The 23,910-nt window shown below is 68.1% G+C and carries 16 protein-coding genes and 3 rRNA genes; 3 read left to right on the top strand and 16 right to left on the bottom strand.

Going from position 1 to position 23,910, the window contains the following annotated elements:
- Positions 1-74: 74 nt before the first annotated feature.
- The 12 genes from F3L20_RS10965 to F3L20_RS10910 all read right to left on the bottom strand — a co-directional run bounded on the left by F3L20_RS10965 (position 75) and on the right by F3L20_RS10910 (position 14,025).
- Positions 75-758 (bottom strand): MerR family transcriptional regulator, encoded by a 684-nt coding sequence (locus F3L20_RS10965; protein WP_145826148.1) that lies wholly within the window; start codon positions 756-758, stop codon positions 75-77.
- A gap of 189 nt (positions 759-947) precedes the next feature.
- Complete coding sequence (locus F3L20_RS10960) at positions 948-1,421, bottom strand: bifunctional nuclease family protein (RefSeq protein WP_004934251.1); 474 nt, start codon at positions 1,419-1,421, stop codon at positions 948-950.
- Positions 1,422-1,505: 84 nt separating this feature from the next.
- A complete protein-coding gene (ftsR, locus tag F3L20_RS10955; RefSeq protein ID WP_150154071.1) occupies positions 1,506-2,246 on the bottom strand; it encodes a transcriptional regulator FtsR in 741 nt (246 codons plus the stop codon).
- Between the two features lie 38 nt (positions 2,247-2,284).
- The gene (locus F3L20_RS10950; RefSeq protein WP_167534505.1) at positions 2,285-3,217 is read right to left on the bottom strand and encodes an FHA domain-containing protein; all 933 of its coding nucleotides are present in this window, start codon (positions 3,215-3,217) and stop codon (positions 2,285-2,287) included.
- A 61-nt stretch (positions 3,218-3,278) separates the two neighbouring features.
- Positions 3,279-4,199 (bottom strand): DUF881 domain-containing protein, encoded by a 921-nt coding sequence (locus tag F3L20_RS10945; protein WP_150154069.1) that lies wholly within the window; start codon positions 4,197-4,199, stop codon positions 3,279-3,281.
- A 5-nt stretch (positions 4,200-4,204) separates the two neighbouring features.
- Positions 4,205-4,537 carry a small basic family protein gene (locus F3L20_RS10940; RefSeq protein ID WP_006134295.1) on the bottom strand — a complete coding sequence of 111 codons (333 nt, stop codon included), beginning with the start codon at positions 4,535-4,537 and terminating at the stop codon, positions 4,205-4,207.
- Positions 4,534-5,367 carry a DUF881 domain-containing protein gene (locus tag F3L20_RS10935; RefSeq protein ID WP_167534504.1) on the bottom strand — a complete coding sequence of 278 codons (834 nt, stop codon included), beginning with the start codon at positions 5,365-5,367 and terminating at the stop codon, positions 4,534-4,536. Before F3L20_RS10935 ends, F3L20_RS10940 begins: the two co-directional genes overlap by 4 nt.
- A 180-nt stretch (positions 5,368-5,547) precedes the next feature.
- Positions 5,548-8,043 carry a mannose-1-phosphate guanyltransferase gene (locus F3L20_RS10930; RefSeq protein ID WP_145826153.1) on the bottom strand — a complete coding sequence of 832 codons (2,496 nt, stop codon included), beginning with the start codon at positions 8,041-8,043 and terminating at the stop codon, positions 5,548-5,550.
- A gap of 114 nt (positions 8,044-8,157) precedes the next feature.
- On the bottom strand, positions 8,158-8,766 hold the full coding sequence (locus F3L20_RS10925) for a CDP-alcohol phosphatidyltransferase family protein (RefSeq protein ID WP_024888638.1): 609 nt from the start codon (positions 8,764-8,766) through the stop codon (positions 8,158-8,160).
- Between the two features lie 109 nt (positions 8,767-8,875).
- Positions 8,876-8,992 (bottom strand): 5S ribosomal RNA (gene rrf, locus F3L20_RS10920).
- Positions 8,993-9,076: 84 nt separating this feature from the next.
- Positions 9,077-12,196, bottom strand: a 23S ribosomal RNA gene (locus tag F3L20_RS10915).
- Between the two features lie 306 nt (positions 12,197-12,502).
- Positions 12,503-14,025 (bottom strand): 16S ribosomal RNA (locus F3L20_RS10910).
- The 16S, 23S and 5S rRNA genes sit together here, the layout of an rRNA operon.
- A 574-nt stretch (positions 14,026-14,599) precedes the next feature.
- Between F3L20_RS10910 and F3L20_RS10900 the strand changes: the two genes are divergently transcribed.
- Together F3L20_RS10900 and ptsP are read left to right on the top strand one after the other, a co-directional pair.
- Positions 14,600-15,049: a PTS sugar transporter subunit IIA gene (locus F3L20_RS10900; RefSeq protein WP_150154067.1), complete on the top strand. Its 450-nt coding sequence runs from the start codon at positions 14,600-14,602 to the stop codon at positions 15,047-15,049.
- A 76-nt stretch (positions 15,050-15,125) separates the two neighbouring features.
- A complete protein-coding gene (ptsP, locus tag F3L20_RS10895) occupies positions 15,126-16,796 on the top strand; it encodes a phosphoenolpyruvate--protein phosphotransferase (protein WP_150154066.1) in 1,671 nt (556 codons plus the stop codon).
- A 63-nt stretch (positions 16,797-16,859) separates the two neighbouring features.
- Here the strand turns inward: ptsP and F3L20_RS10890 are convergent, their stop codons facing one another.
- Together F3L20_RS10890 and F3L20_RS10885 are read right to left on the bottom strand one after the other, a co-directional pair.
- On the bottom strand, positions 16,860-17,750 hold the full coding sequence (locus tag F3L20_RS10890; RefSeq protein WP_150154065.1) for a hypothetical protein: 891 nt from the start codon (positions 17,748-17,750) through the stop codon (positions 16,860-16,862).
- Between the two features lie 99 nt (positions 17,751-17,849).
- On the bottom strand, positions 17,850-19,817 hold the full coding sequence (locus tag F3L20_RS10885; RefSeq protein WP_150154064.1) for an acetoacetate--CoA ligase: 1,968 nt from the start codon (positions 19,815-19,817) through the stop codon (positions 17,850-17,852).
- A gap of 213 nt (positions 19,818-20,030) precedes the next feature.
- On the opposite strand from F3L20_RS10885, the gene F3L20_RS10880 reads away from it, so the two are divergent.
- Positions 20,031-22,331 (top strand): glycoside hydrolase family 31 protein, encoded by a 2,301-nt coding sequence (locus F3L20_RS10880; protein WP_150154063.1) that lies wholly within the window; start codon positions 20,031-20,033, stop codon positions 22,329-22,331.
- Here F3L20_RS10880 and F3L20_RS10875 read toward each other — a convergent pair.
- Positions 22,322-22,852 (bottom strand): NUDIX domain-containing protein, encoded by a 531-nt coding sequence (locus tag F3L20_RS10875; protein ID WP_150154062.1) that lies wholly within the window; start codon positions 22,850-22,852, stop codon positions 22,322-22,324. The genes F3L20_RS10880 and F3L20_RS10875 overlap by 10 nt on opposite strands.
- 48 nt (positions 22,853-22,900) lie before the next feature.
- A complete protein-coding gene (locus F3L20_RS10870) occupies positions 22,901-23,710 on the bottom strand; it encodes a M15 family metallopeptidase (RefSeq protein WP_145827828.1) in 810 nt (269 codons plus the stop codon).
- Positions 23,711-23,910 lie beyond the last annotated feature (200 nt).

Raw genomic sequence — 23,910 nt, 5'->3', positions numbered from 1 at the left:
GGCGTGCCCGCACTCCACCGCTCGCACGCCCCCGGACGGACCCGCTCGGCGCCGCCGGGTGTCGGACACCGGTGTCAGACGGCCTTGTTCCGCCGCCGCGCCAGCTCGTCCATCGGGTTGTGGCCGATCAGCGTCTCGCCCGTGTCGACGCGCTCGCCGTGCAACTGGGACAACGCGCTCTCGACGTCCCGCCACACCACGCCCACGGCGATGCCGAAGACGCCCTGACCGCCCTGGAGCAGGGCGTGGACCTCGTCGGGCGAGGTGCACTCGTAGACCGTCGCCCCGTCGCTCATCAGTGTCATGCGCTCCAGGTCGCTGAAGCCCCGCTCGCGCAGGTGCTGGACCGCGGTGCGGATGTTCTGCAGGGACACACCCGTGTCCAGGAACCGCTTGACGATCTTCAGCACGACGACGTCGCGGAAGCTGTACAGCCGCTGCGTGCCGGATCCGTGCGCCGGCCGCACGCTCGGCTCGACCAGACCCGTCCGCGCCCAGTAGTCGAGCTGGCGGTAGGTGATACCCGCCGCCGCGCAGGCCGTGGGCCCCCGGTACCCGATCTCCTCGGTCGCCATGGCCACCGCCCCTCCGCCGCTCGGCACAGCCGTCGGCCGCTGCGGAGCGGAATCGATCGCACCGCCGTGCGCGGGATGGCCCCCGCCCGAGCGGAGCGGAAAGCTCTGGGGAGGATACGGCCCGCCCGCCCCGAAAACGCGTCCGGGGGCACCCCCAGCCGTACCGTCGCCGCTGCTTCTCACGCCGACCTCCGTCCTTGACCTGCCTCCTCGACGGTAGGCAGTCACCAAGGGTGCGTCAACGATCGCCACACTCGGCACGCCGAGTGATAATCACCCTAAGAGTGGTTTCCCGTGCCCCGTCGCGGGGAAAGGCTAGCCGAATGCTCCGGCACGGGCCGTGACCGCCGACGAGGTCGCCACCGGTACCGCTCACTGGTTGCTGGTCCCGAAGTCCTCCGGCGAGATCTGGTCGAGGAACTCGCGGAACTTCTCCACCTCGTCCTCCTGCTCGTCCGGGATGGCGATCCCCGCGTCGTCGAGCACCGTGTCACTGCCGTAGATCGGGGTCCCCGTGCGCAGGGCGAGCGCTATCGCGTCGGACGGGCGGGCGCTCACCTCGACACCGCTGGCGAAGACCAGCTCGGCGTAGAAGACACCTTCCCGCAGGTCGGTGATGCGCACTTCCGTGAGCTCCTGTCCGACGGCTTCCAGCACGTCCTTGAACAGGTCGTGGGTCAGCGGCCGTGCCGGCGCCATGCCCTGCTGGGCGAAGGCGATGGCCGTCGCCTCCCCGGGGCCGATCCAGATGGGGAGGTAGCGGTCGCCGCCCACTTCACGCAACAGCACGATCGGTTGGTTGGAGGGCATTTCGACCCGGACACCTACGACATCGAGCTCGTTCACACAGCAACCCTAGGCCGTGCCCGGGACGTTTGGGTAGTCGGGCCGGGATCGGGTGGCCGATCCGGCCCGGCTGTGCCTCCCCTGTCAGGGCAGCCGCACCCCGAGCGCCGTCTGCACCAGCGCCGCGTGCAGCTTCACCGTGAGTCCGGCCAGCTCCTTGGTGCGGTCCTCCGCGTGCGCCCGGGTCTGCGGATTGCGGTGCCGCCGCAGCGGCGCGACGACCTGCTCCACCAGCCCCGCCTCCCGGTCGGCGGCCGCCTTCATGGCCCGCAGATGACGCGGCTCGATCCCGAACCGCCCCAGCTCGGTGATGAGCCCGGCGACGGTGACCGCCTCCGCGTCGTACACCCCGTCCCCCACCGGGGAGAGCAGGCCGTACGACTCCCACTCGGCGAGCCGGTGCTCGTCGACCCCGGCGGCGGAGAGCAGCTGGCAGCGCCCGATACGGGCCGCCGTCGGCTTCTCCGGGCCGGACTCCGCGGCGTCCTCACCGTCACCCGGACGGGTCAGCGCCGGCAGCTGGACGGCCTCGCCGCGCTCCATGGCCGCCAGGTGCTCGCGGATCACCTTGAGCGGCAGATAGTGGTCGCGCTGCATCCGCAGCACATGACCGAGACGCTCGACGTCCCGCGCGCTGAACTTGCGGTAGCCCGACGGGGTCCGGCGCGGCTCGACGAGCCCTTCCGACTCCAGGAAACGGATCTTGGAGATCGTGACCTCGGGAAACTCCTCGCGCAGCACGCTCAGCACCGCGCCGATGCTCAGCAGTCCGGTGTCCGTGGCGGCGGCGCCGTCGCCGGCACCGCCGCTCGGTGTCTGCAGCATGGACCCTTCCTGGAGTCCCCCGGACCGCGTCCGGGAGGTCAGTAGCTCCGCTGGCTCGCGTAGAAGACCAGCCGGTACTTGCCGATCTGCACCTCGTCACCGTTGGACAGGGCGACCTGGTCGATCCGCTCCCGGTTGACGTACGTGCCGTTCAGGCTGCCGACGTCGGCGACCGTGAACGAGCCGTCCGCGCTGCGGCGGAACTCCACGTGCCGACGGGAGACCGTCACGTCGTCGAGGAAGATGTCGCTCTGCGGGTGACGCCCGGCCGTGGTCAGGTCGCCGTCCAGCAGGAAGCGGCTGCCCGAGTTCGGACCGCGGCGCACCACCAGCAGGGCGGAGCCCATCGGCAGCGCGTCGACGGCCGCCTGCGCCTCCGGGGAGAGCGCGGGCATCGCGGTCTGTCCGGTGGCCTCGGCGTCGTAGGCCTCGAGACCGGAGATGGAGATCGTGGACGTCGTCTCGGAGGGGCGCTCCGGGGTGACGCCCGGCTTCAGCGGCGCACCGCAGTTGGAACAGAAGCGGCTGTTCTCCGCGTTGCGGTTGCCGCACCTCGAACACACCAGGGCCGACATGGACGGATCCTCCTGCCGCGGCTGCCCGCCGGGGGCGTGGGACGCGTACGGGTCGGAGAACCCTCCGCCCGCACCGGGGCTCGACGGTTGTCCGAAACCTATGCCGCCCGACTGCGCGGGGTCAACGGACGCCGCGCCCTGTCCCGTCTGGTCCCGGAACAGCGGACGCTGATCGTCCGCACCAGGCTGTGCGCGGTGACGAGCGGTCGCGTTGTCGCTGCCCTCTCGCCGCGCGCTCTTGCCGAACAACTTCCCAAACAACTTCACGGGCGATTCCCCTTGACCGAAACAGACCCGCCCGTGGGGCAGGACGAACCCTGACTGAACACATTGGCCGACCCGGACATCTTCACAACGTCCGCCTCCGCCAGACAGTTTCCACCACGCACCACCCAATCGGTGCGCCGACCCCCCGCAACCTCATGCCCTGGCCGGACGACCCCCATGCACCCGCGGTTCACTGCGAGGACGACCGAGCGTAGTCAGGCCGCTTCGGCGCTCGCAAGGCGTCCACAACGATCTTGTCCGCCCGCTCCACGGTAACGGTGGCCTGTTCCTTCTCGAGAGTCTGCACCACGCCTCCGGGGATGTTGAGCGCCGGCTCCAGGTCCTGCGGCTTGCCGATGACCTTGAAACGATAGGGGGACTTGATCTTGTTCCCGTCCACGGAGACTCCGCCGTCCCCGTCCGTCAGATACGTGCCGGCCACCACGCGCACACCGTTCACCTGGATCGCCTCGGCACCGGCGGCGCGCAGCTCCTGGACGGCGTCGAGCAGCATGTCCGACTCGACCGTCCCCTTCGTGTCCTCGATGGTCATCTCGATGCCGGGCCCCTGCGCGGCGACGGTGCCCGCGAGGACGCCGAGTTGCCGTTCCTTCTCGATCGTCTGCCTGCGGGCCTCCTCGGCCTGGTCGGAGCTGTTCTCCAGCTCGTCCCGCTGCTTCTCGAGACCCTGCTTCTCGTCTTCTAGACGCTCTGTGCGGTCGTCGAGTTCATCGAGGATGCGTACAAGATCTTCCTGACGTGCCCCGCGCAGCGCGCTGTCGGTGTCGCTGGTCGAGGCCACCTGGACGGCCAGGCCGAAACCGAGGCCGAACAGCAGCAGGGCGACGATCAGTTGCGCCCGGGTCACCCGCGGTGGCCACAGTCCCTTCACCAGCCTCTGCCGGCCGGTCAGCGCGGGCCCGCCCGGCTCGGGCGCGACGGCCTCCTCGCGCGGAGCGGCCACCGCGGGCTCCTGGGCGGCCGGCGGGCCGCCCGCGGGCACCTCCGCGGGCAGTTCCCTGCGCAGTCCGGCCGTGGACGACGCCTCGGCGGCGGACCGCGGCGGGGACACCGCGGGGCGTGTCGTCTCGTGCTGTTCTCGCTCGCTCATCTGCCTCACGCCCGGAACACGTGCCGGCGGATCGCCGCCGCGTTGGAGAAGATGCGGATGCCGAGGACGACCACCACACCCGTGGACAACTGCGCCCCCACGCCGAGCTTGTCGCCGAGGAAGACGATCAGCGCGGCCACGACGACGTTCGACAGGAACGACACCACGAAGACCTTGTCGTCGAAGATCCCGTCGAGCATGGCCCGCAGGCCTCCGAACACGGCGTCCAGCGCCGCGACGACGGCGATCGGCAGGTAAGGCTCCACGACCGCCGGAACCTCGGGCCGGACCAACAGCCCGGCCACCACTCCCACGATGAGGCCCAGTACGGCGATCACGATGTGCCCTTCCCGGTTATCGGCTGTGCGGTTCGTACAATCACACTCGTTGCGGCGGGCAGCCGGACGTCGTCCTCCACGGACAGCGCCGTCCGGATGCCGTAGTTCTCCTGCAGGGCATGCAGATACAGCCCGTCGGCGCCGTTCTGGAAGAGGTCGCTCAGCTCTTCGCCGTCCCCCACCGCCAGCACCGTGTACGGCGGCACCAGCGGCTTGTTGTCGACCAGTATCGCGTCTCCCGCCGCCCTGATCGCCGACAGGGCGGTCAGCCGCTGCCCGTTGATGGAGACGGCCTCGGCGCCGGACTCCCACAGGCCGTTGACCACCCGCTGCAGATCCCGGTCCCGGACCCGGCCGGTGTCGGAGAACCCGGAGGTCGACCGCGGACCTCCGTCACCCCCGCCGGTGGCGTCCTCGGCGTCGTTCACCACGAGACGCACGCCCGGACCGTGCACGGGCGTGGCGCCCGACAGGATGCCCATCAGCGTCGACCGGTCGCCGCCGCTGTCGCGGAGCGCCTCACGCTGGCGTGCGCTCACCTCGGTGCGCAGCTCGTCGACGCTCTCCTCCAGCCGGTCCGCGGCCGCGGTCTCCTCGTCGATGCGGTCGATCAGCTCCTCGCGCTCCTTGGCGACGACCGGAGCGGCGACCCGGGCCTGGGCCGCGCCGACGGTGACGACGCAGGCGGCGAGGACCAGCCCGGCGGCCAGGCCGAGCTTCGCGCGCAGCGTCCTCGGCATGCCGCCGGTTCCCTCGCTCCGCTTCCGGGCGGCCGCCTCGGCGTAGCCGTCGTCGAGACTGTGGTCCATGACGTTGGTGATCAACGACATGGACGCGTCCGGGCGCGCGGGCCGCGCGCGTGTGCTCCGAACGGGGGGTTGCTGCGGCATGCCGCACATCGTCGCACGCCGCGCCCCCTACCTCCGAACGGCCCCGGCGGCGTGCCGGACGGGCCCCTTCCGGGGCACCGGTCCGGCACGCCGCCGGTCACTCGGTACGGTGCGGGACGGTCACCTGCCGGCGCTGTCCACCACGGCCGACCACTCGTCGAGCAGCGCCTGCGCGGAGGCGTCGTCGGGGCCCTCGGCCCACAGATGGGTGACGGCCTCGGCCGGGTCGGGCAGCACCATCACCCAGCGTCCGTCGGCCTCCACCACGCGCACACCGTCGGTGGTGTCCACCGAGCGGTCTCCGGCCGCCTCGACGACCCGCCGCATCACCAGGCCCTTGACGGCCCACGGGGTCGCCAGGTCCCGCTTGAGGACGTGCGCCCGCGGGATGCGGGCGTCGATCTGGCTGAGCGTGAGCTGAGTCCGCGCGACCAGCCCGATGAGCCGGACGAACGCCGCGGTGCCGTCGTACACGCTGCTGAACTCGGGGACGATGAAGCCGCCCTTGCCGTCGCCGCCGAAGATCGTCCCTTCCTCACCGCCGACGCGCGTGAGGTCGTCGGGCGACGTGGTCGTCCACTCCACCTGGGTGCCGTGGTACGCCGCCACCTGCTCTGCGATCCTCGTGGTGGTCACCGGCAGCGCGACACGGCCGCTGCGCCGCTCGGAGGCGACGAGGTCGAGCATGACGAGCAGCGCCCGGTCGTCCTCGATGATCCGCCCCTTCTCGTCGACCAGCGACAGCCGCTCGCCGACGGGGTCGAACCGCACGCCGAAGGCGGCGCCGGAGGACGCCACGATCTCCCCGAGGCGGACCAGGCCGGAGCGGCGCATGTCGGCCGTCTCGGTCGGCCTGGACTCGTCGAGACCGGGGTTGATGGTCAACGAGTCGACGCCCAGCTTGCCGAGCAGGCTGGGCAGCACCAGACCGGCGCTGCCGTTGGACGCGTCGACGACGACCTTCAGTCCGGACTCGGCGATCCCGGTGATGTCGACGTTGCGCAGCAGCGACCCGGTGTAGGAGTCGAAGACGCTCGCTGGGAAGTGCAGGTCACCGATCTCGCCGGGGAAGGCACGCCGGTACTCCTGGCGTGCGAACACCCGGTCCAGCTTGCGCTGGCTGCCCTGCGACAGGTCGGCGCCCTGCCCGTCGAAGAACATGATGTCGACGGAGTCCGGCACGCCCGGCGTGGTGCGGATCATGATGCCGCCGGCGCTGCCTCGGGCGGTCTGCTGCCGCGCCACGGGCAGCGGCACGTTCTCCAGGTCGCGTACGTCGATGGCGCTGGCCTGGAGCGCGGAGATGACCGCCCGCTTGAGGGCACGGGCACCGCGGGAGTGGTCCCGGGCCGTGGTGACGGTCGAGCCCTTCTTCAGGGTCGTCGCGTAGGCGCCGGCGAGGCGGACGGCGAGCTCGGGGGTGATCTCGACGTTCAGGATGCCGGACACACCGCGCGCGCCGAAGAGATGCGCCTGTCCCCTGGACTCCCAGATCACCGAGGTGTTGACGAAGGCACCGGCCTCGATGGTCTTGAACGGGTAGACCCGCACATTCCCCTGGACGATCGATTCTTCACCGATCAGGCACTCGTCACCGATGACGGCGCCGTCCTCGATCCGCGCGGCCCGCATGATGTCGGTGTTCTTGCCGACGACGCAGCCCCGCAGGTTGCTGTGCGGACCGACGTACACGTTGTCGTGCACCACGGCCTTGTGCAGGAAGGCGCCGCTCTTCACGACGACGTTGGAGCCCACGACCGTGTGCTCGCGGATCTCGGCGCCGGCCTCCACCTTGGCGTAGTCGCCGATGTAGAGCGGGCCGCGGAGCTGGGCGTCGGGGTGCACCTCGGCGCCCTCGGCGACCCACACGCCGGGCGAGATCTCGAAGCCGTCGATGTCGACGTCGACCTTGCCCTCGAGGACGTCGGCCTGCGCCTTGACGTAGCTCTCGTGGGTGCCGACGTCCTCCCAGTAGCCCTCGGCGACGTAGCCGTAGACGGGCTTGCCTTCCTTCATCAGCTGCGGGAAGACGTCGCCGGACCAGTCGACGGGGACGTCCGGATCGACGTAGTCGAAGACCTCGGGCTCCATCACGTAGATGCCGGTGTTCACCGTGTCGGAGAAGACCTGGCCCCAGGTGGGCTTCTCGAGGAAGCGCTCGACCTTGCCCTCGTCGTCGACGATGGTGATGCCGAATTCCAGAGGGTTGGGCACACGGGTCAGGCAGACCGTGACCAGGGCGCCCTTTTCCTTGTGAAAATTGATCAGCTCGGTGAGGTCGAAGTCCGTGAGGGCATCGCCGGAGATGACGAGGAAGGCATCGTCCTTCAATGCCTCCTCTGCGTTCTTGACGCTCCCGGCGGTACCGAGTGGCTTCTCCTCATTGGCATAGGTGAGCTCCATCCCGAGCTCCTCGCCGTCACCGAAGTAGTTCTTGACGAGAGAAGCAAGGAACTGGACAGTCACAACGGTTTCGTTGAGCCCGTGCCTTTTGAGCAGCCGCAGAACGTGCTCCATGATCGGCCGGTTGGCCACCGGCAGGAGCGGCTTGGGCATGCTTGAGGTCATGGGGCGAAGACGGGTGCCTTCGCCCCCGGCCATCACGACGGCCTTCATGTCGGAAGCGTCCTCCTCGAAGAGACGACGGTCTGGCCGACTTCACCCGCCAGGATTGCCGCACACTTTTCCAGCGTGGGACATCACGCGCCACGATGCGCGTGAAGAAGCGAGTCAATCGGCCATGGCGTCCGCACGGATCAAGCGGCGGACTTGGACCACATAGAGCACTCCTGCCCACCAATAGAGGGTTGTACCCCATCCGGCGAACGCCCAGCCGAAAATAGCAGCGAGTGACGAGATCCAGCCACTTCCGTCACTGAGCAGGAGCAGCGGGAAGGCATACATCAGGTTGAAGGTGGCGGCCTTCCCCAGGAAGTTCACCTGCGGCGGCGGATAGCCGTGGCGCCGCAGGACGCCCACCATGACCAGGAGGACCAGCTCCCGTGCCAGCAGCACGAGGGTGAGCCAGAGCGGCAGGATCTCCCGCCAGGTGAGTCCGACCAGGGTCGAGAGAATGTAGAGCCGGTCGGCCGCGGGATCGAGCAGCCGGCCGAGGCTGCTGACCTGGTTCCACCGCCGCGCGAGCTTGCCGTCCAGGTAGTCGCTGACGCCGCTGAAGGCGAGCACCAGGAGCGCCCAGCCGTCGCTCTTCGGACCGCCGAACTCCGGCCGCAGAATCAGCCAGAGGAACAGGGGTACGCCGACGAGCCGCGCCATGCTGAGCATGTTCGGGATGGTGAGGACACGGTCTGTCTGGACCCGTGTCTCCTGGACCTCCACCCGTGATCCTCCTGTGGGAAACGTGTCGATGATGCTCACTGACCTTACCTCAACGCAAAAAAGCTCTGGCTCTCGGGCTGCGTGCCCAAGAGCCAGAGCTCTAAAAGGAGTTCGGCGGCGTCCTACTCTCCCACAGGGTCCCCCCTGCAGTACCATCGGCGCTGTAAGGCTTAGCTTCCGGGTTCGGAATGTAACCGGGCGTTTCCCCTACGCTATGACCACCGAAACACTATGAAACTGACAACCGCACCATGTGTGGCACATGGGGTTGTTCGTGGTTTCAGAACCAACACAGTGGACGCGAGCAACTGAGGACAAGCCCTCGGCCTATTAGTACCGGTCAACTCCACACGTTACCGTGCTTCCATATCCGGCCTATCAACCCAGTCGTCTACTGGGAGCCTTACCCTCTCTAGGAGGTGGGAGTCCTCATCTCGAAGCAGGCTTCCCGCTTAGATGCTTTCAGCGGTTATCCCTCCCGAACGTAGCCAACCAGCCATGCCCTTGGCAGAACAACTGGCACACCAGAGGTTCGTCCGTCCCGGTCCTCTCGTACTAGGGACAGCCCTTCTCAAGACTCCTACGCGCACAGCGGATAGGGACCGAACTGTCTCACGACGTTCTAAACCCAGCTCGCGTACCGCTTTAATGGGCGAACAGCCCAACCCTTGGGACCGACTCCAGCCCCAGGATGCGACGAGCCGACATCGAGGTGCCAAACCATCCGTCGATATGGACTCTTGGGGAAGATCAGCCTGTTATCCCGGGGTACCTTTTATCCGTTGAGCGACGGCGCTTCCACAAGCCACCGCCGGATCACTAGTCCCGACTTTCGTCCCTGCTCGACCCGTCGGTCTCACAGTCAAGCTCCCTTGTGCACTTACACTCAACACCTGATTGCCAACCAGGCTGAGGGAACCTTTGGGCGCCTCCGTTACTCTTTAGGAGGCAACCGCCCCAGTTAAACTACCCATCAGACACTGTCCCTGATCCGGATCACGGACCCAGGTTAGACATCCAGCACGACCAGACTGGTATTTCAACGACGACTCCCCCTGAACTGGCGTCCAGAGTTCACAGTCTCCCAGCTATCCTACACAAGCCGAACCGAACACCAATATCAAACTGTAGTAAAGGTCCCGGGGTCTTTCCGTCCTGCTGCGCGAAACGAGCATCTTTACTCGTAGTGCAATTTCACCGGGCCTATGGTTGAGACAGTCGAGAAGTCGTTACGCCATTCGTGCAGGTCGGAACTTACCCGACAAGGAATTTCGCTACCTTAGGATGGTTATAGTTACCACCGCCGTTTACTGGCGCTTAAGTTCTCAGCTTCGCCCCACCGAAATGGAGCTAACCGGTCCCCTTAACGTTCCAGCACCGGGCAGGCGTCAGTCCGTATACATCGCCTTACGGCTTCGCACGGACCTGTGTTTTTAGTAAACAGTCGCTTCTCGCTGGTCTCTGCGGCCACCCCCAGCTCGAGGAGCACGTCCTCTCACCAGTGATGGCCCCCCTTCTCCCGAAGTTACGGGGGCATTTTGCCGAGTTCCTTAACCATAGTTCACCCGAACGCCTCGGTATTCTCTACCTGACCACCTGAGTCGGTTTAGGGTACGGGCCGCCATGAAACTCGCTAGAGGCTTTTCTCGACAGCATAGGATCATCCACTTCACCACAATCGGCTCGGCATCAGGTCTCAGACACATGCCAGGCGGATTTGCCTACCTGACGTCCTACACCCTTACCCCGGGACAACCACCGCCCGGGATGGACTACCTTCCTGCGTCACCCCATCACTCACCTACTACCAGCTCGGGTCACCGGCTCCACCACTCCGACCTCGTCCGAAGACTCAGCCGGCGGCTTCACGGGCTTAGCATCACTGGATTCGATGTTTGACGCTTCACAGCGGGTACCGGAATATCAACCGGTTATCCATCGACTACGCCTGTCGGCCTCGCCTTAGGTCCCGACTTACCCTGGGCAGATCAGCTTGACCCAGGAACCCTTAGTCAATCGGCGCACACGTTTCTCACGTGTGAATCGCTACTCATGCCTGCATTCTCACTCGTCAACCGTCCACAACTACCTTCCGGTGCTGCTTCACCCGGCAGACGACGCTCCCCTACCCATCACAACACCCGTTGGGGCTATATGCTGCAATGACACGACTTCGGCGGTACGCTTGAGCCCCGCTACATTGTCGGCGCGGAATCACTAGACCAGTGAGCTATTACGCACTCTTTCAAGGGTGGCTGCTTCTAAGCCAACCTCCTGGTTGTCTGTGCGACTCCACATCCTTTCCCACTTAGCGTACGCTTAGGGGCCTTAGTCGATGCTCTGGGCTGTTTCCCTCTCGACCATGGAGCTTATCCCCCACAGTCTCACTGCCGCGCTCTCACTTACCGGCATTCGGAGTTTGGCTAAGGTCAGTAACCCGGTAGGGCCCATCGCCTATCCAGTGCTCTACCTCCGGCAAGAAACACACGACGCTGCACCTAAATGCATTTCGGGGAGAACCAGCTATCACGGAGTTTGATTGGCCTTTCACCCCTAACCACAGGTCATCCCCCAGGTTTTCAACCCTGGTGGGTTCGGTCCTCCACGAAGTCTTACCTCCGCTTCAACCTGCCCATGGCTAGATCACTCCGCTTCGGGTCTTGAGCGTGCTACTGAAACGCCCTGTTCGGACTCGCTTTCGCTACGGCTTCCCCACCCGGGTTAACCTCGCAACACACCGCAAACTCGCAGGCTCATTCTTCAAAAGGCACGCAGTCACGAGACACAAGCAAGCTTGATGTCCGACGCTCCCACGGCTTGTAGGCACACGGTTTCAGGTACTATTTCACTCCGCTCCCGCGGTACTTTTCACCATTCCCTCACGGTACTATCCGCTATCGGTCACCAGGGAATATTTAGGCTTAGCGGGTGGTCCCGCCAGATTCACACGGGATTTCTCGGGCCCCGTGCTACTTGGGTGTCTCTCAAACGAGCCGCTGATGTTTCGACTACGGGGGTCTTACCCTCTACGCCGGACCTTTCGCATGTCCTTCGCCTACATCAACGGTTTCTGACTCGTCGATCAGCCGGCAGACTGATCAAGAGAGATCCCACAACCCGAATGCGCAACCCCTGCCGGGTCTCACACGCATACGGTTTGGCCTCATCCGGTTTCGCTCGCCACTACTCCCGGAATCACGGTTGTTTTCTCTTCCTGCGGGTACTGAGATGTTTCACTTCCCCGCGTTCCCTCCACTTGCCCTATGTGTTCAGGCAAGGGTGACAGCCCATGACGACTGCCGGGTTTCCCCATTCGGACACCCCGGATCAAAGCCTGGTTGACGACTCCCCGGGGCCTATCGTGGCCTCCCACGTCCTTCATCGGTTCCTGGTGCCAAGGCATCCACCGTGCGCCCTTAAAAACTTGGCCACAGATGCTCGCGTCCACTGTGCAGTTCTCAAACAACGACCAACCACCCATCACCCCGAGCAGAAGCTCGAGTGCACTGGGGCCGGCACTGAAGGCGACCACACGGCCGTACCCTCAGACACCCAACAGCGTGCCCGACACCCTCGCCACTCGTGGCCTGCGTTCCACGCTCCGAAGAGCAGTCTGGCAGCCCGAGTTGGCTGATGATGCCGAGTAGTCAACGTTCCACCCATGAGCAACCAGCATCAGACGTTCGCTGATGAACTGGCCTCTGGACTGCCGAGGCAGCCTAGAAGTGCTCCTTAGAAAGGAGGTGATCCAGCCGCACCTTCCGGTACGGCTACCTTGTTACGACTTCGTCCCAATCGCCAGTCCCACCTTCGACAGCTCCCTCCCACAAGGGGTTGGGCCACCGGCTTCGGGTGTTACCGACTTTCGTGACGTGACGGGCGGTGTGTACAAGGCCCGGGAACGTATTCACCGCAGCAATGCTGATCTGCGATTACTAGCGACTCCGACTTCATGGGGTCGAGTTGCAGACCCCAATCCGAACTGAGACCGGCTTTTTGAGATTCGCTCCACCTCACGGTATCGCAGCTCATTGTACCGGCCATTGTAGCACGTGTGCAGCCCAAGACATAAGGGGCATGATGACTTGACGTCGTCCCCACCTTCCTCCGAGTTGACCCCGGCGGTCTCCCGTGAGTCCCCAGCACCACAAGGGCCTGCTGGCAACACGGGACAAGGGTTGCGCTCGTTGCGGGACTTAACCCAACATCTCACGACACGAGCTGACGACAGCCATGCACCACCTGTACACCGACCACAAGGGGGCACTATCTCTAATGCTTTCCGGTGTATGTCAAGCCTTGGTAAGGTTCTTCGCGTTGCGTCGAATTAAGCCACATGCTCCGCCGCTTGTGCGGGCCCCCGTCAATTCCTTTGAGTTTTAGCCTTGCGGCCGTACTCCCAGGCGGGGCACTTAATGCGTTAGCTGCGGCACGGACGACGTGGAATGTCGCCCACACCTAGTGCCCACCGTTTACGGCGTGGACTACCAGGGTATCTAATCCTGTTCGCTCCCCACGCTTTCGCTCCTCAGCGTCAGTATCGGCCCAGAGATCCGCCTTCGCCACCGGTGTTCCTCCTGATATCTGCGCATTTCACCGCTACACCAGGAATTCCGATCTCCCTACCGAACTCTAGCCTGCCCGTATCGACTGCAGACCCGGGGTTAAGCCCCGGGCTTTCACAACCGACGTGACAAGCCGCCTACGAGCTCTTTACGCCCAATAATTCCGGACAACGCTCGCGCCCTACGTATTACCGCGGCTGCTGGCACGTAGTTAGCCGGCGCTTCTTCTGCAGGTACCGTCACTTTCGCTTCTTCCCTGCTGAAAGAGGTTTACAACCCGAAGGCCGTCATCCCTCACGCGGCGTCGCTGCATCAGGCTTTCGCCCATTGTGCAATATTCCCCACTGCTGCCTCCCGTAGGAGTCTGGGCCGTGTCTCAGTCCCAGTGTGGCCGGTCGCCCTCTCAGGCCGGCTACCCGTCGTCGCCTTGGTGAGCCATTACCTCACCAACAAGCTGATAGGCCGCGGGCTCATCCTGCACCGCCGGAGCTTTCGAACCTCGCAGATGCCTGCGAGGGTCAGTATCCGGTATTAGACCCCGTTTCCAGGGCTTGTCCCAGAGTGCAGGGCAGATTGCCCACGTGTTACTCACCCGTTCGCCACTAATCCCCACCGAAGTGGTTCATCGTTCGACTTGCATGTGTTAAGCACGCCGCCAGCGTTCGTCCTGAGCCAGGATCAAACTCTCCGTGAATGTTTACCCGTAATCGGGTGCACACATCACGAGAGCGGAACATCGGGAGGAATAGTCCCGACGTTCACAGCGTCCTCGCTGTGTTTTTCTTCAAAGGAACCTCGACCATCCGAAACCGGATGGACGGGGTATCAACATATCTGGCGTTGACTTTTGGCACGCTGTTGAGTTCTCAAGGAACGGACGCTTCCTTTGTACTCACCCTCTCGGGCTTTCCTCCAGGCGCTTCCCTTCGGTGTTTCCAGACTGTATCAGGGTTTTTCCGGCCCTCTGACCACCGTCCTGCAGGCATGCAGAAGGCGATCCAAGGAGAGGATCTGACGAGTTGGATTGCTGCCCGGCGTCCAGGAGGCGTGTGCGCATCCCTCAGCCCCAGGCAGGTTTAAAACTGTACACGGGGTCGCAGGCGCCGTGCAAATCGATTAGGGTGGGTGGTCTAGACCTCTTGTCTGGACCACAGACCTGGACCTGTCCCCCGGAACCGGTACGTCACATGACATACCCTGCTGAACAGCACGCCGGAGGCAGCCAGTGACGGCGCTCGTACAGATCTCCACTTCTTGGGAGGCTTCCCATGACCACCGTGACGTCCCCGCTCGCAGGCCGGGCCATCGGCCTGGCGGCCGTGCCCGACCCGGTCTTCTCCGGCGCCATGGTCGGCCCCGGCACCGCGATCGACCCCGTGCGGGAGCCTTCCGAGGCCGTCTCCCCCGTCGACGGCGTGATCGTCTCTCTTCACCCGCACGCGTTCGTCGTCGTCGACGAGAACGGCCACGGTGTACTCACCCACCTCGGCATCGACACCGTTCAGCTCAACGGCGAGGGTTTTGAACTGCTCGTCAACAAGGGCGACACCGTGACGCGCGGCCAGGGCATCGTGCGCTGGGACCCGGCCGCCGTCGAGGCCGCCGGCAAGTCCCCGGTGTGCCCGGTCGTGGCCCTGGAGGCCACCGCGGACGCCCTCTCCGAACTTCGTGAAGACGGGGACGTGAAGATGGGCGACGCGCTCTTCTCCTGGCAGTGACGTGGCGCCGTCCCGCGACGGCACAAGGACAACGAACGCTGCGGCGGGACCCGCCGCTTTATCGGAGACGGGTGAGATGGAGACAACGCTGCGAGGCGTCGGCGTGAGCCACGGTGTGGCGATCGGCGAGGTTCGGCACATGGGCACGGCGGTGCTGGAACCGCCGGCCAAGCAGATCCCGGCGGAAGAGGCGGAGCGTGAACAGCAGCGCGCCCGGCAGGCGGTGGAAGCGGTCGCGGCCGATCTGACGGCGCGCGGCAATCTCGCCGGGGGCGAGGCGCAGGCGGTGCTCGAGGCGCAGGCCCTGATGGCGCAGGACCCCGAGCTGATCGCCGACGTGGAGCGGCGCATCGCCGTCGGCAGTTCCGCCGAGCGTGGCGTCTACGACGCGTTCGCCTCGTACCGGGAGCTGCTGGCGAACGCGGGTGAGTACCTCGCGGGCCGGGTGGCCGACCTCGACGACGTGCGCAACCGCATCGTGGCGCGGCTGCTCGGCGTCCCCATGCCGGGTGTGCCGGACAGCGACGAGCCGTACGTCCTCGTCGCCCGTGACCTGGCGCCGGCGGACACGGCGCTGCTGGACCCCACGCTGGTGCTGGGCTTCGTCACCGAGGAGGGCGGGCCCACCAGTCACAGCGCGATCCTGGCGCGCGCGCTGGGTGTGCCGGCGGTCGTCGCCCTTCCCGGGGCCGGTGAGATCGCCGAGGGCACGCTCATAGCGGTCGACGGCAGCACGGGTGAGATCTTCGTGGACCCCACCGACGAGCGCAGGGCCTCGCTGGAGGCCGCGGCCGCCGAGCGTAAGGCGGCGCTGGCCGCGTCGACCGGCCCGGGTGCGACGGCCGACGGGCACAAGGTGCCGCTGCTGGCCAACATCGGCGGGCCGGCGGACGTCCCGGCCGCGGTGGAGGCGGGCGCCGAGGGCGTGGGTCTGTTCCGTACCGAGTTCCTGTTCCTGGACGACAGCAAGAACGCTCCTTCCGAGGAGAAGCAGGTCGAGGCGTACCGGCAGGTGCTCGAAGCCTTCCCCGAGGGCCGGGTCGTGGTGCGGGTACTCGACGCGGGAGCGGACAAGCCGCTGGACTTCCTCACCCCGGCCGACGAGCCGAACCCGGCGCTGGGCGTGCGCGGTCTGCGGTCCCTGCTCGACCACCCCGAGGTGCTGCGCACCCAGCTGACGGCGCTGGCCAAGGCCGCGGAGGGGCTTCCCGTCCACCTCGACGTGATGGCCCCGATGGTGGCGGACCGGGCCGACGCCAAGGCGTTCGCGGACGCGTGCCGGGAGGCCGGGCTGCGGGCGAAGTTCGGCGCGATGGTCGAGATTCCCTCGGCGGCGCTGCGGGCCCGCTCGGTGCTGCAGGAGGTGGAGTTCCTGTCGCTGGGCACGAACGACCTGGCGCAGTACACGTTCGCCGCGGACCGTCAGGTGGGTGCCGTGTCCCGGCTGCAGGACCCGTGGCAGCCGGCGCTGCTCGACCTGGTGGCGCTGTCCGCCGAGGCGGCGCGGGCCGAGGGCAAGAGCTGCGGTGTGTGCGGTGAGGCCGCGTCGGATCCGCTGCTGGCCTGTGTGCTGACAGGCTTGGGTGTCACCTCGCTCTCTATGGGTGCGGCGTCCATTCCTTACGTGCGCGCGTCGCTGGCGAAGTTCACGCTGGCGCAGTGCGAGCGGGCCGCCGCGGCAGCCCGGGCCGCGGACAGCGCCGAGGAGGCGCGGAACGCGGCGCAGGCGGTGCTGTCGGGCGAGTAGCGTCCGCCGGTCGCTGTGCCCTGGGGCGCTCCACTGACGTGGAGCGCCCCTCGTGCTGTGCGCTCAGTGCCGGTGGTGCGGGCCGGTGTCGTCATCGGTGAGGTCCGGTGACGCGCAGTAGTCGACGTTGGACTCGGGCGGGATGATCTCGCCCGTCTCGGCGTCGGTGCAGTAGGCGTCGAAGACCTCTCCCGCGGTGAGCGGGACGAGGCCGTGGGAGCGCAGGCGCCAGCCGTGGATGCGGTCGGGAGCGCCCGGTGTGCTGGTGCGCATCACGAGGCCGCCGGGACTGGCGGTGGCGAGGCCGACGGCGAGGACGGTGGTGAACTCCAGGGCCTCGGTCTCGTCGATGCGTACGCCGTCGTCGGTGTCGTCGGCGTGCAGTACGGCGACGAGGGATTCGGGTGGGCCGGAGACGCTGCAGACGAGGTGTCGGTCGCCGGGCGGGCCGGTGTCGAGGATGCGGGACACGAGGTGGGAGGCGCGGGCGAAGGCCGCGTGTCCGAGGTCCTCGCCGCAGGAGGCGCAGGGGCCGAGGCGGGCGAGGAGGGTGGTGGCGTACTCCCAGGTGGCGCTGCGGACGGCTTCGTCGACGAGGGTGGTCATGAGGTCGGTCAGCGGCCGGCCGTCGTAGGGGACGGCGGGTCCGGTGGCGGCGCGCTCGGCGGTGAAGCGGGTGCGGCTGAGGTGGCTGTCGGGGTCGAGGCCGCGCTGGGCGCAGTACTCGGCGTACTCCTCGGGGTCGAAGAGGGCCACGGTGGTGTGGCTGCCCTGGAGGGCGCGGGTCCGCAGGACCGCCTCCACGTGTTTCAGGTAGGTCGCGTGGTCGTCGAAGACGAAGGTGTCGTAGCGCCGCATGGCGCGGAAGTCGTGTTCGTCGGTCAGCAGGCCGATGGTGCCGGCGATTTCGCGGCGCAGGACGCGTCGCAGGGTCCGGTGGTCGGTGTACGCCATGTCTCCCCCTCTGCACGGTCGATCAATGCTCACTGACAGTAATCGGCGGCACTGACAACGGGCGGGGGGAGACGACGGCGGGTCCGGTCCGGCGAGGGCTCAGGGGCGGGTGCGGGACAGCTTCTGATAGTGGGCGAGCAGGTCGAGGTCGTCGATGGAGCCGGGGTTGACGGCCTTCTCGAGCGGGGTGCCCTGGAGGAGGCGCTTGACCGGGACCTCGATGCGCTTGCCGGTGAGGGTGTGCGGGATGCCGGGCACCTCGATGATCTCGTCGGGGACGTGCCGCGGTGAGAGCTGGGTGCGGATGGTCTGCTTGATGCGTGTGAGCAGGTCGTCGTCCAGGGTGGCGCCGGGCGCGAGGTGGACGAAGAGCGGCATCCAGTAGCCGCCGTCGGGCTGTTCGATGCCGACGACGAGGGACTCCTTGATCTCGGGGAGGCGTTCCACCGCCTCGTAGATGTCGGCGGACCCCATGCGGACGCCCTGGCGGTTGAGGGTGGAGTCGGAGCGGCCGTGGATGACGACGGAGCCCCGGGAGGTGAGGGTGATCCAGTCGCCGTGGCGCCAGACGCCGGGGTAGGTGTCGAAGTAGCTGTCGTGGTAGCGGCTGCCGTCGGGGTCGTTCCAGAAGTGGATGGGCATGGACGGCATGGGGTTGGTGACCACGAGTTCGCCGACCTCGTCGGTGAGGGGGTTGCCGCTGGGGTCCCAGGACTGCAGGTCAGTGCCCAGGCAGGGGGCCTGGAGCTCGCCGACGTGGACGGGGAGGGTGGGGACGGCTCCGGCGAAGCAGGAGCAGACGTCGGTGCCGCCGCTGACGGAGGCGATCCACAGGTCGTGGCGGACCTCTTCGTGCAGCCAGCGGAAGCCGTCGGGTGGCAGCGGGGAGCCGGTGGTGGCCACGCACTTCACCGTGGACAGGTCGTAGTCGCGTGAGGGGTGGACGCCGGCCTTGCGGCAGGCCATGACGTACGCGGCGGAGGTGCCGTAGAGGGTGGCGCCGGTGCGTTCGGCGATGCGCCACTGGGCGCCGGTGTCGGGGTACCCGGGGCTGCCGTCGTAGAGGACGATCGTGGTGCCGGTGAGGAGGCCGGAGACGAGGAAGTTCCACATCATCCAGCCGGTCGAGGTGTACCAGAAGAAGCGGTCCTCGGGGCCGAGGTCGCAGTGCAGGCCGAGCTGCTTGAGGTGCTCGACGAGGATGCCGCCCTGGGACTGGACGATGGCCTTGGGCAGGCCGGTGGTGCCGGAGGAGTAGAGCACCCACAGCGGGTGGTCGAACGGCACCTGCTCGAAGACCGGCTCGGTGTCGGCGGCGGTGAGGGCCGACCACTCCAGGGCGCCGTCGGGGGCCTCGGTGCCGAGCAGCGGGATGTGCACGACGGCGCGCACGGTCGGCAGTTCGCGGCGGAGTTCGGCGACGATGTCGCGGCGGTCGTGCTCCTTGCCGCCGTAGCGGTAGCCGTCCACGGTGAACAGGACGACGGGTTCGACCTGCTGGAAGCGGTCGAGGACGCTGCGCGCGCCGAAGTCGGGGGCGCAGGAGGTCCACACGCCGCCGACGGCCGCGGTGGCCAGGAAGGCGACGACAGCCTGTGGGATGTTCGGGAGGTAGCCGCTGACGCGGTCGCCGGGACGCACGCCGAGGGCGCGCAGTTCGGCGGCGAGCGAGCCGGCCTGGCGGCGCAGTTCGGCCCAGGTCACGGGGCGGGGTTCGTGGGTCTCGTCCACGTGGAGCAGCGCCGGCTCGTCGGCGCGGGACTCTGCCGCGCGCAGGGCGTGTTCGGCGTAGTTGAGGGTCGCTCCGGGGAACCACTGGGCACCGGGCATGGAGCGATCGCCGAGGACGCGCTCGTAGGGCGTGGAGAAGCGGACGTCGAACCACTCCGTGACCGCTTTCCAGAAGGTCTCCAGCTCCTCCACGGACCACTGGTGGAGCGCCGCGTACCCGCCGTCGGCGGGGGCGCCGTGGTGCTCGGCGGCCCATGCCTGGAACCGGGTGATGCGTGCCCGGTCGATGCGCTCCGGTGTCGGCTGCCAGAGCGGCTGGGGGTTCACGGTCGTCATGGGGCGGCTCCCGGACTGTGCGCGTCGTGTGCGTCCTCCGCGCACGGGCTGGGGTGTGCGCGTGACGCGGCTGACAGGGACGATGCCACGTGATCGACTTCTGCACCAGGGTGCCCCCCACATAGTCCCTGTCGTGAGGATGTGGTCCGATCACGGGTGAACGGGAGTTGAACGCCACGCTTGCGGGGCTCGGTCGATGGCAGGGTGAGCAACATGAACGGTCGTGACCTGGTGCGTTCGTGGTTTCCGGTCGGTGTGGCGGGGGTGGCAACGGGGTTGCGTGCGGTACGAGCAGCGTGGCGCAGCCGGAGGGCCGACGCCACCGGGCCGGCCTCGCGGGGGCCGGTGCGGGCGCGGGTGCCGGGGACCGTGCGGGAGGTGGAGCCGGGGCCGGGCGGGGGTGTGATCAGGTTCGGCCGGTCGGAGCTGCGGGTCCTCGTCGCGGTGAACGGTGCGGTGTTCTGGGGCTGGGACGGGGCGGGTCCGGAGCCGTCGTACGCGCTGGCCGGTCCCTGTCCCGAGCCGGATCCGCGGGCGGAACTGGAGCCGGACACCGAGGGCGGCTGGCGGGTGGTGGCCGAGCGCGTGACGGTCGCGGTGTCGCGGCACGGCACGGTGGAGGTGCTCACGCCCGGCGGTGTGACCCTGCGGCGTGATCTTCCGCCGCGTTGGTGGGAGCCGGCGGACGGGGGCGCGGTGCGCTGGATGCAGCGTTCGGAGGTGCCGGCGGACGCCCGCTTCTTCGGCCTCGGGGGGCGGGCGACCGGGCCCCGGCTGCGGGACGGGGTCCATCGCCTGTGGAACGCCGTACCCGGGGAAGTGACCGGCGCGTCGCCGGTGACCATGCCGGTGCAGCTGGTGGTGGCCGACGCGGGCACGCATCTGGTGTTCCACGACAACCCGTGGGACGGCACGGTGACGCTGCGGGAGGGTGAGGAGGGCGCCGGTTCCGGGCACGACCGTGCGGGGACCAGCGAGCTGCGGATGGAGGGCGGTCCGGCGCGCGGATGGGTGATGGTCGGTACGCCGGCGCGGGTCCTGCTGGCGTGGGCGTCGCTGACCGGGGCGCCGGCGCTGCCTCCGGCGTGGGCGTTCGGGCATCACCAGGTGCAGGAGGGCTCGGGTGGTGAGGACGAGGTGCGGCGGGCGGTCACGGACCACCGGGAGCACGGGCTGCCGCTGGACGCCGTGCACCTGGGGGCCGGCCATCTCGACGCCCGCCGGGTGTTCACGGTCGACCAGGAGCGGTTGCCGAAGCTGCCGGTCCTCGCGGACGAGCTGCGGCGGGAGGGGATCCGGTTGGTGTCCGTCGTGGCCCCGGCCGTCGCGGCGCTGCCCGGCGGCGGTGTGTACGAGGAGGGGACGCGCCGGGACGCCTTCGTGCGGGACGGGTCCGGGGAGGTCGTGCACGCGGTGGACCGGCGTGGTGAGGCGGTGTTCCCGGACCTCGCGGACGCGCGCGTGCGGACCTGGTGGGGCGGCTGGTACGCGGAGCGGACGGCGCGGGACTTCGCGGGGGTGTGGCACACGCTCGACTCCCCCGCCGCGGTCGGGCGCGAGGCGCACAACGTGTACGGGCTGTGTCTGGCCCGGGCGGCGTACGAGGGGTTGCGGGGCGACGGGGCGTCCGGAGAGCGGCCGTTCGTGCTGTCCCGGTCCGGGTGGGCGGGACAGCAGCGCTACGGCGGGATCTGGTCGGGCGAAGGAGCGGCGGGGTGGCCCGGGCTGCGGGCGTCGCTGGCGACGGTGCTCGGGCTGGGACTGTGCGGGGTGCCCTTCTCGGGGGTGGACGTCGCCCGCTCCGGCAACGAGCGCTTGCCGGAACTGTACGTACGGCGGCTCCAGTTGGGCGCCTATCTGCCGTTGCTGCGCACGCAGGCCGGTGCGCCGGCGGAGGGCGGGCCGTGGGAGTGCGGCGCCGAGGTGCTGGAGCACGCGCGGGTGGCGCTGCTCGAACGGCGGCGTCTGCTGCCGTACTTCATGACGCTGGCGCATCTGGCGGGGCGCACGGGGACGCCCGTCGTACGGCCGGTGTGGTGGGCGGCGCCGGAGGAGCGGGCGTTGCGGGACTGCGAGGACGCCTTCCTGCTGGGTGACGCGCTGCTGGTGGCGCCGGTGCTGGAGCCGGGCGCGGACCGGCGGGCCGTGCGGCTGCCGCGCGGGCGGTGGTACGACACGGCGACGGAGCGGGTGTACGAGGGACCGGCGAGGGTGTCGGCCGACGCCCCGCCGGGGCGGATACCGGTGTTCGCGCGTGCGGGTGCGGTGATCGCGGTGCGCGGTGAGGACGGCGGGACGGAGCTGGAGGTGTGGGCGCCCGCCCCGGGCCGGAGCGGGGGCGGGCTGGTGGTGCCGGACACCGGCGACGGCGGGGCGGAGCCGGAGATCGAGCGGTACTCGGTGACCTGGTCGGGCCCGCGGGTCGTGGTGCGGCGGGAGGCCGAGGACGGCGTTCGTGAGCCGTCCTGGCCGGTGCGGGTCCGCGGGCTCGGCCGGCCCGTGGGTCAGATGTAGCGGCCCTCGAAGAAGGCGCGTACCGCGAGGGTGTGCAGCGGGAAGGCGAGTTCCTCAGGGCGGCGCAGCAGGTGCGTGCCCGTGGTCTCGTCGGTGGGCGTGGAGGCGGGCAGGCCGTCCGCCGGGCGTTCGGGCAGCAGTCCGAACAGCAGCAGGTGGCCGTCGGGGGCACTCATGGCGTCGGCCAGACGTACGTCGCGGCTCGCCGCGTCGATGCCGGTCTCCTCCTTGAGTTCGCGGACGACGGCATGGCGCCAGTCCTCGCCGTGGTCGATGTAGCCGCCGGGCAGGGCCGTTCCGCCGTTCGCGGGCGGGATCGCCCGGGTGACGACGACCAGGGAGGTTCCCTGGGCGTCGTACACCGGCTGGAGGGCGACGGCGACGGGGAGCGGGTTGCGGTAGGCCACGGTGCCGCAGGCGGGGCAGGTGCGCGGCCAGCCGGAGACGTCCTGTCCGTAGGGCGTGCCGCAGGCCGAACAGTGGGAATCCGCCGCCGAGTTGGGAACATGATTATCGGACACGCGCGGGACTGTATCCGATGGCGGAAGGGGCGTCTCCGGGAGGGCGGTTCAGCGGTGGCCGGCGACGGACCGGTGGGACACCGGGAAGTCGAAGTAGGTGTCGGGATACGCCTCGGGCTTGAAGGTGTAGTGCCACCACTCCTCGGCGAGGTTCACGAAGCCGAGGTCCTCCAGGGTGGTCCTGAGCAGCATCCGGTTGGCGCGCTGGACGCCCGTGACGCGCGGGTCGAGGGTGTGGCTGAGGGTGTCGAAGCAGTCGTAACCGGTGCCCATGTCCACGGAGTTGTCGGGGAACCGCTGGTCCCTGGGCGCGAAGCAGGGGGTGAGCGGCTCGCCGGGGTGGTACGGCCGGGTGGGGCGGGCCGGGAGCTTCACGAGGGTGAGGTCGACCGTCGAACCGCGGCTGTGGCCGGACTTCTCCGCGATGTACCCGTCGGCGAACAGGCGGGTCTTGTCGACGTTCGGGTAGAACTCGGCCTTCATGGTCTGGTCGTCGAGGTCCTCGGCCCAGCGCACGAAGTGGTCCACGGCGCGCTGGGGCCGGTAGCAGTCGTACACCTTGAGGGAGTAGCCCTGCGGCAGCAGCCGTCGCTGGGCGGTGCGCAGGGCCTCGGCGGCGGGACGGGTGAGGATGCACAGGGGCTGCCGGTAGCCGTCGACGGGCTCGCCGACGAAGTTGTGCGGGGTGACGTAGCGGATCTCGTGCAGGATCGTCGGGTCGACGCGGTGCAGGGCCACGAAGTCGCGGGGCGCCTCGGGTTCGGGCGTCGCCCGGGCGGGGGCGGCCGCCGCGGTCGCGGTGAGCAGGGCGGCGAGGGCGGTGACCAGGGCGCGTACCGCGCGCGGAGTACGTGTCATGTCCCCTGCATCTATCAGACGGGGGCCGCCGTGCGGAAGCAGGCGCCCCGACCCGTTCTGTCACCGACCTTGACGCCTTCTGAGCGCCGGTGAACACTTCCGGTGTCAGTCGACATCGCCGTACATCTCGGCGCATTTCGGCGCGCCACGGCAGGCGTCCCCACCGACGCCAGGACTCCCCCACGGGCGATGCGGCTGCC

The organism is Streptomyces tendae, from assembly GCF_008632955.1.
Taxonomy (GTDB): Bacteria; Actinomycetota; Actinomycetes; order Streptomycetales; family Streptomycetaceae; genus Streptomyces.
Note: the sequence above shows the minus strand (reverse complement) of the source record. Positions and strands in the feature narration are given on the sequence as shown.

Excerpts from the sequence above, each read along its gene's own strand:
- ftsR (WP_150154071.1), bottom strand. The coding sequence starts at position 2,246 with ATGCTGCAGACACCGAGCGGCGGTGCCGGCGACGGCGCCGCCGCCACG.
- F3L20_RS10945 (WP_150154069.1), bottom strand. The coding sequence starts at position 4,199 with ATGAGCGAGCGAGAACAGCACGAGACGACACGCCCCGCGGTGTCCCCG.
- F3L20_RS10935 (WP_167534504.1), bottom strand. The coding sequence starts at position 5,367 with ATGTCGTTGATCACCAACGTCATGGACCACAGTCTCGACGACGGCTAC.
- F3L20_RS10930 (WP_145826153.1), bottom strand. The coding sequence starts at position 8,043 with ATGAAGGCCGTCGTGATGGCCGGGGGCGAAGGCACCCGTCTTCGCCCC.
- F3L20_RS10900 (WP_150154067.1), top strand. The coding sequence starts at position 14,600 with ATGACCACCGTGACGTCCCCGCTCGCAGGCCGGGCCATCGGCCTGGCG.
- ptsP (WP_150154066.1), top strand. The coding sequence starts at position 15,126 with ATGGAGACAACGCTGCGAGGCGTCGGCGTGAGCCACGGTGTGGCGATC.
- F3L20_RS10890 (WP_150154065.1), bottom strand. The coding sequence starts at position 17,750 with ATGGCGTACACCGACCACCGGACCCTGCGACGCGTCCTGCGCCGCGAA.
- F3L20_RS10885 (WP_150154064.1), bottom strand. The coding sequence starts at position 19,817 with ATGACGACCGTGAACCCCCAGCCGCTCTGGCAGCCGACACCGGAGCGC.
- F3L20_RS10880 (WP_150154063.1), top strand. The coding sequence starts at position 20,031 with ATGAACGGTCGTGACCTGGTGCGTTCGTGGTTTCCGGTCGGTGTGGCG.
- F3L20_RS10870 (WP_145827828.1), bottom strand. The coding sequence starts at position 23,710 with ATGACACGTACTCCGCGCGCGGTACGCGCCCTGGTCACCGCCCTCGCC.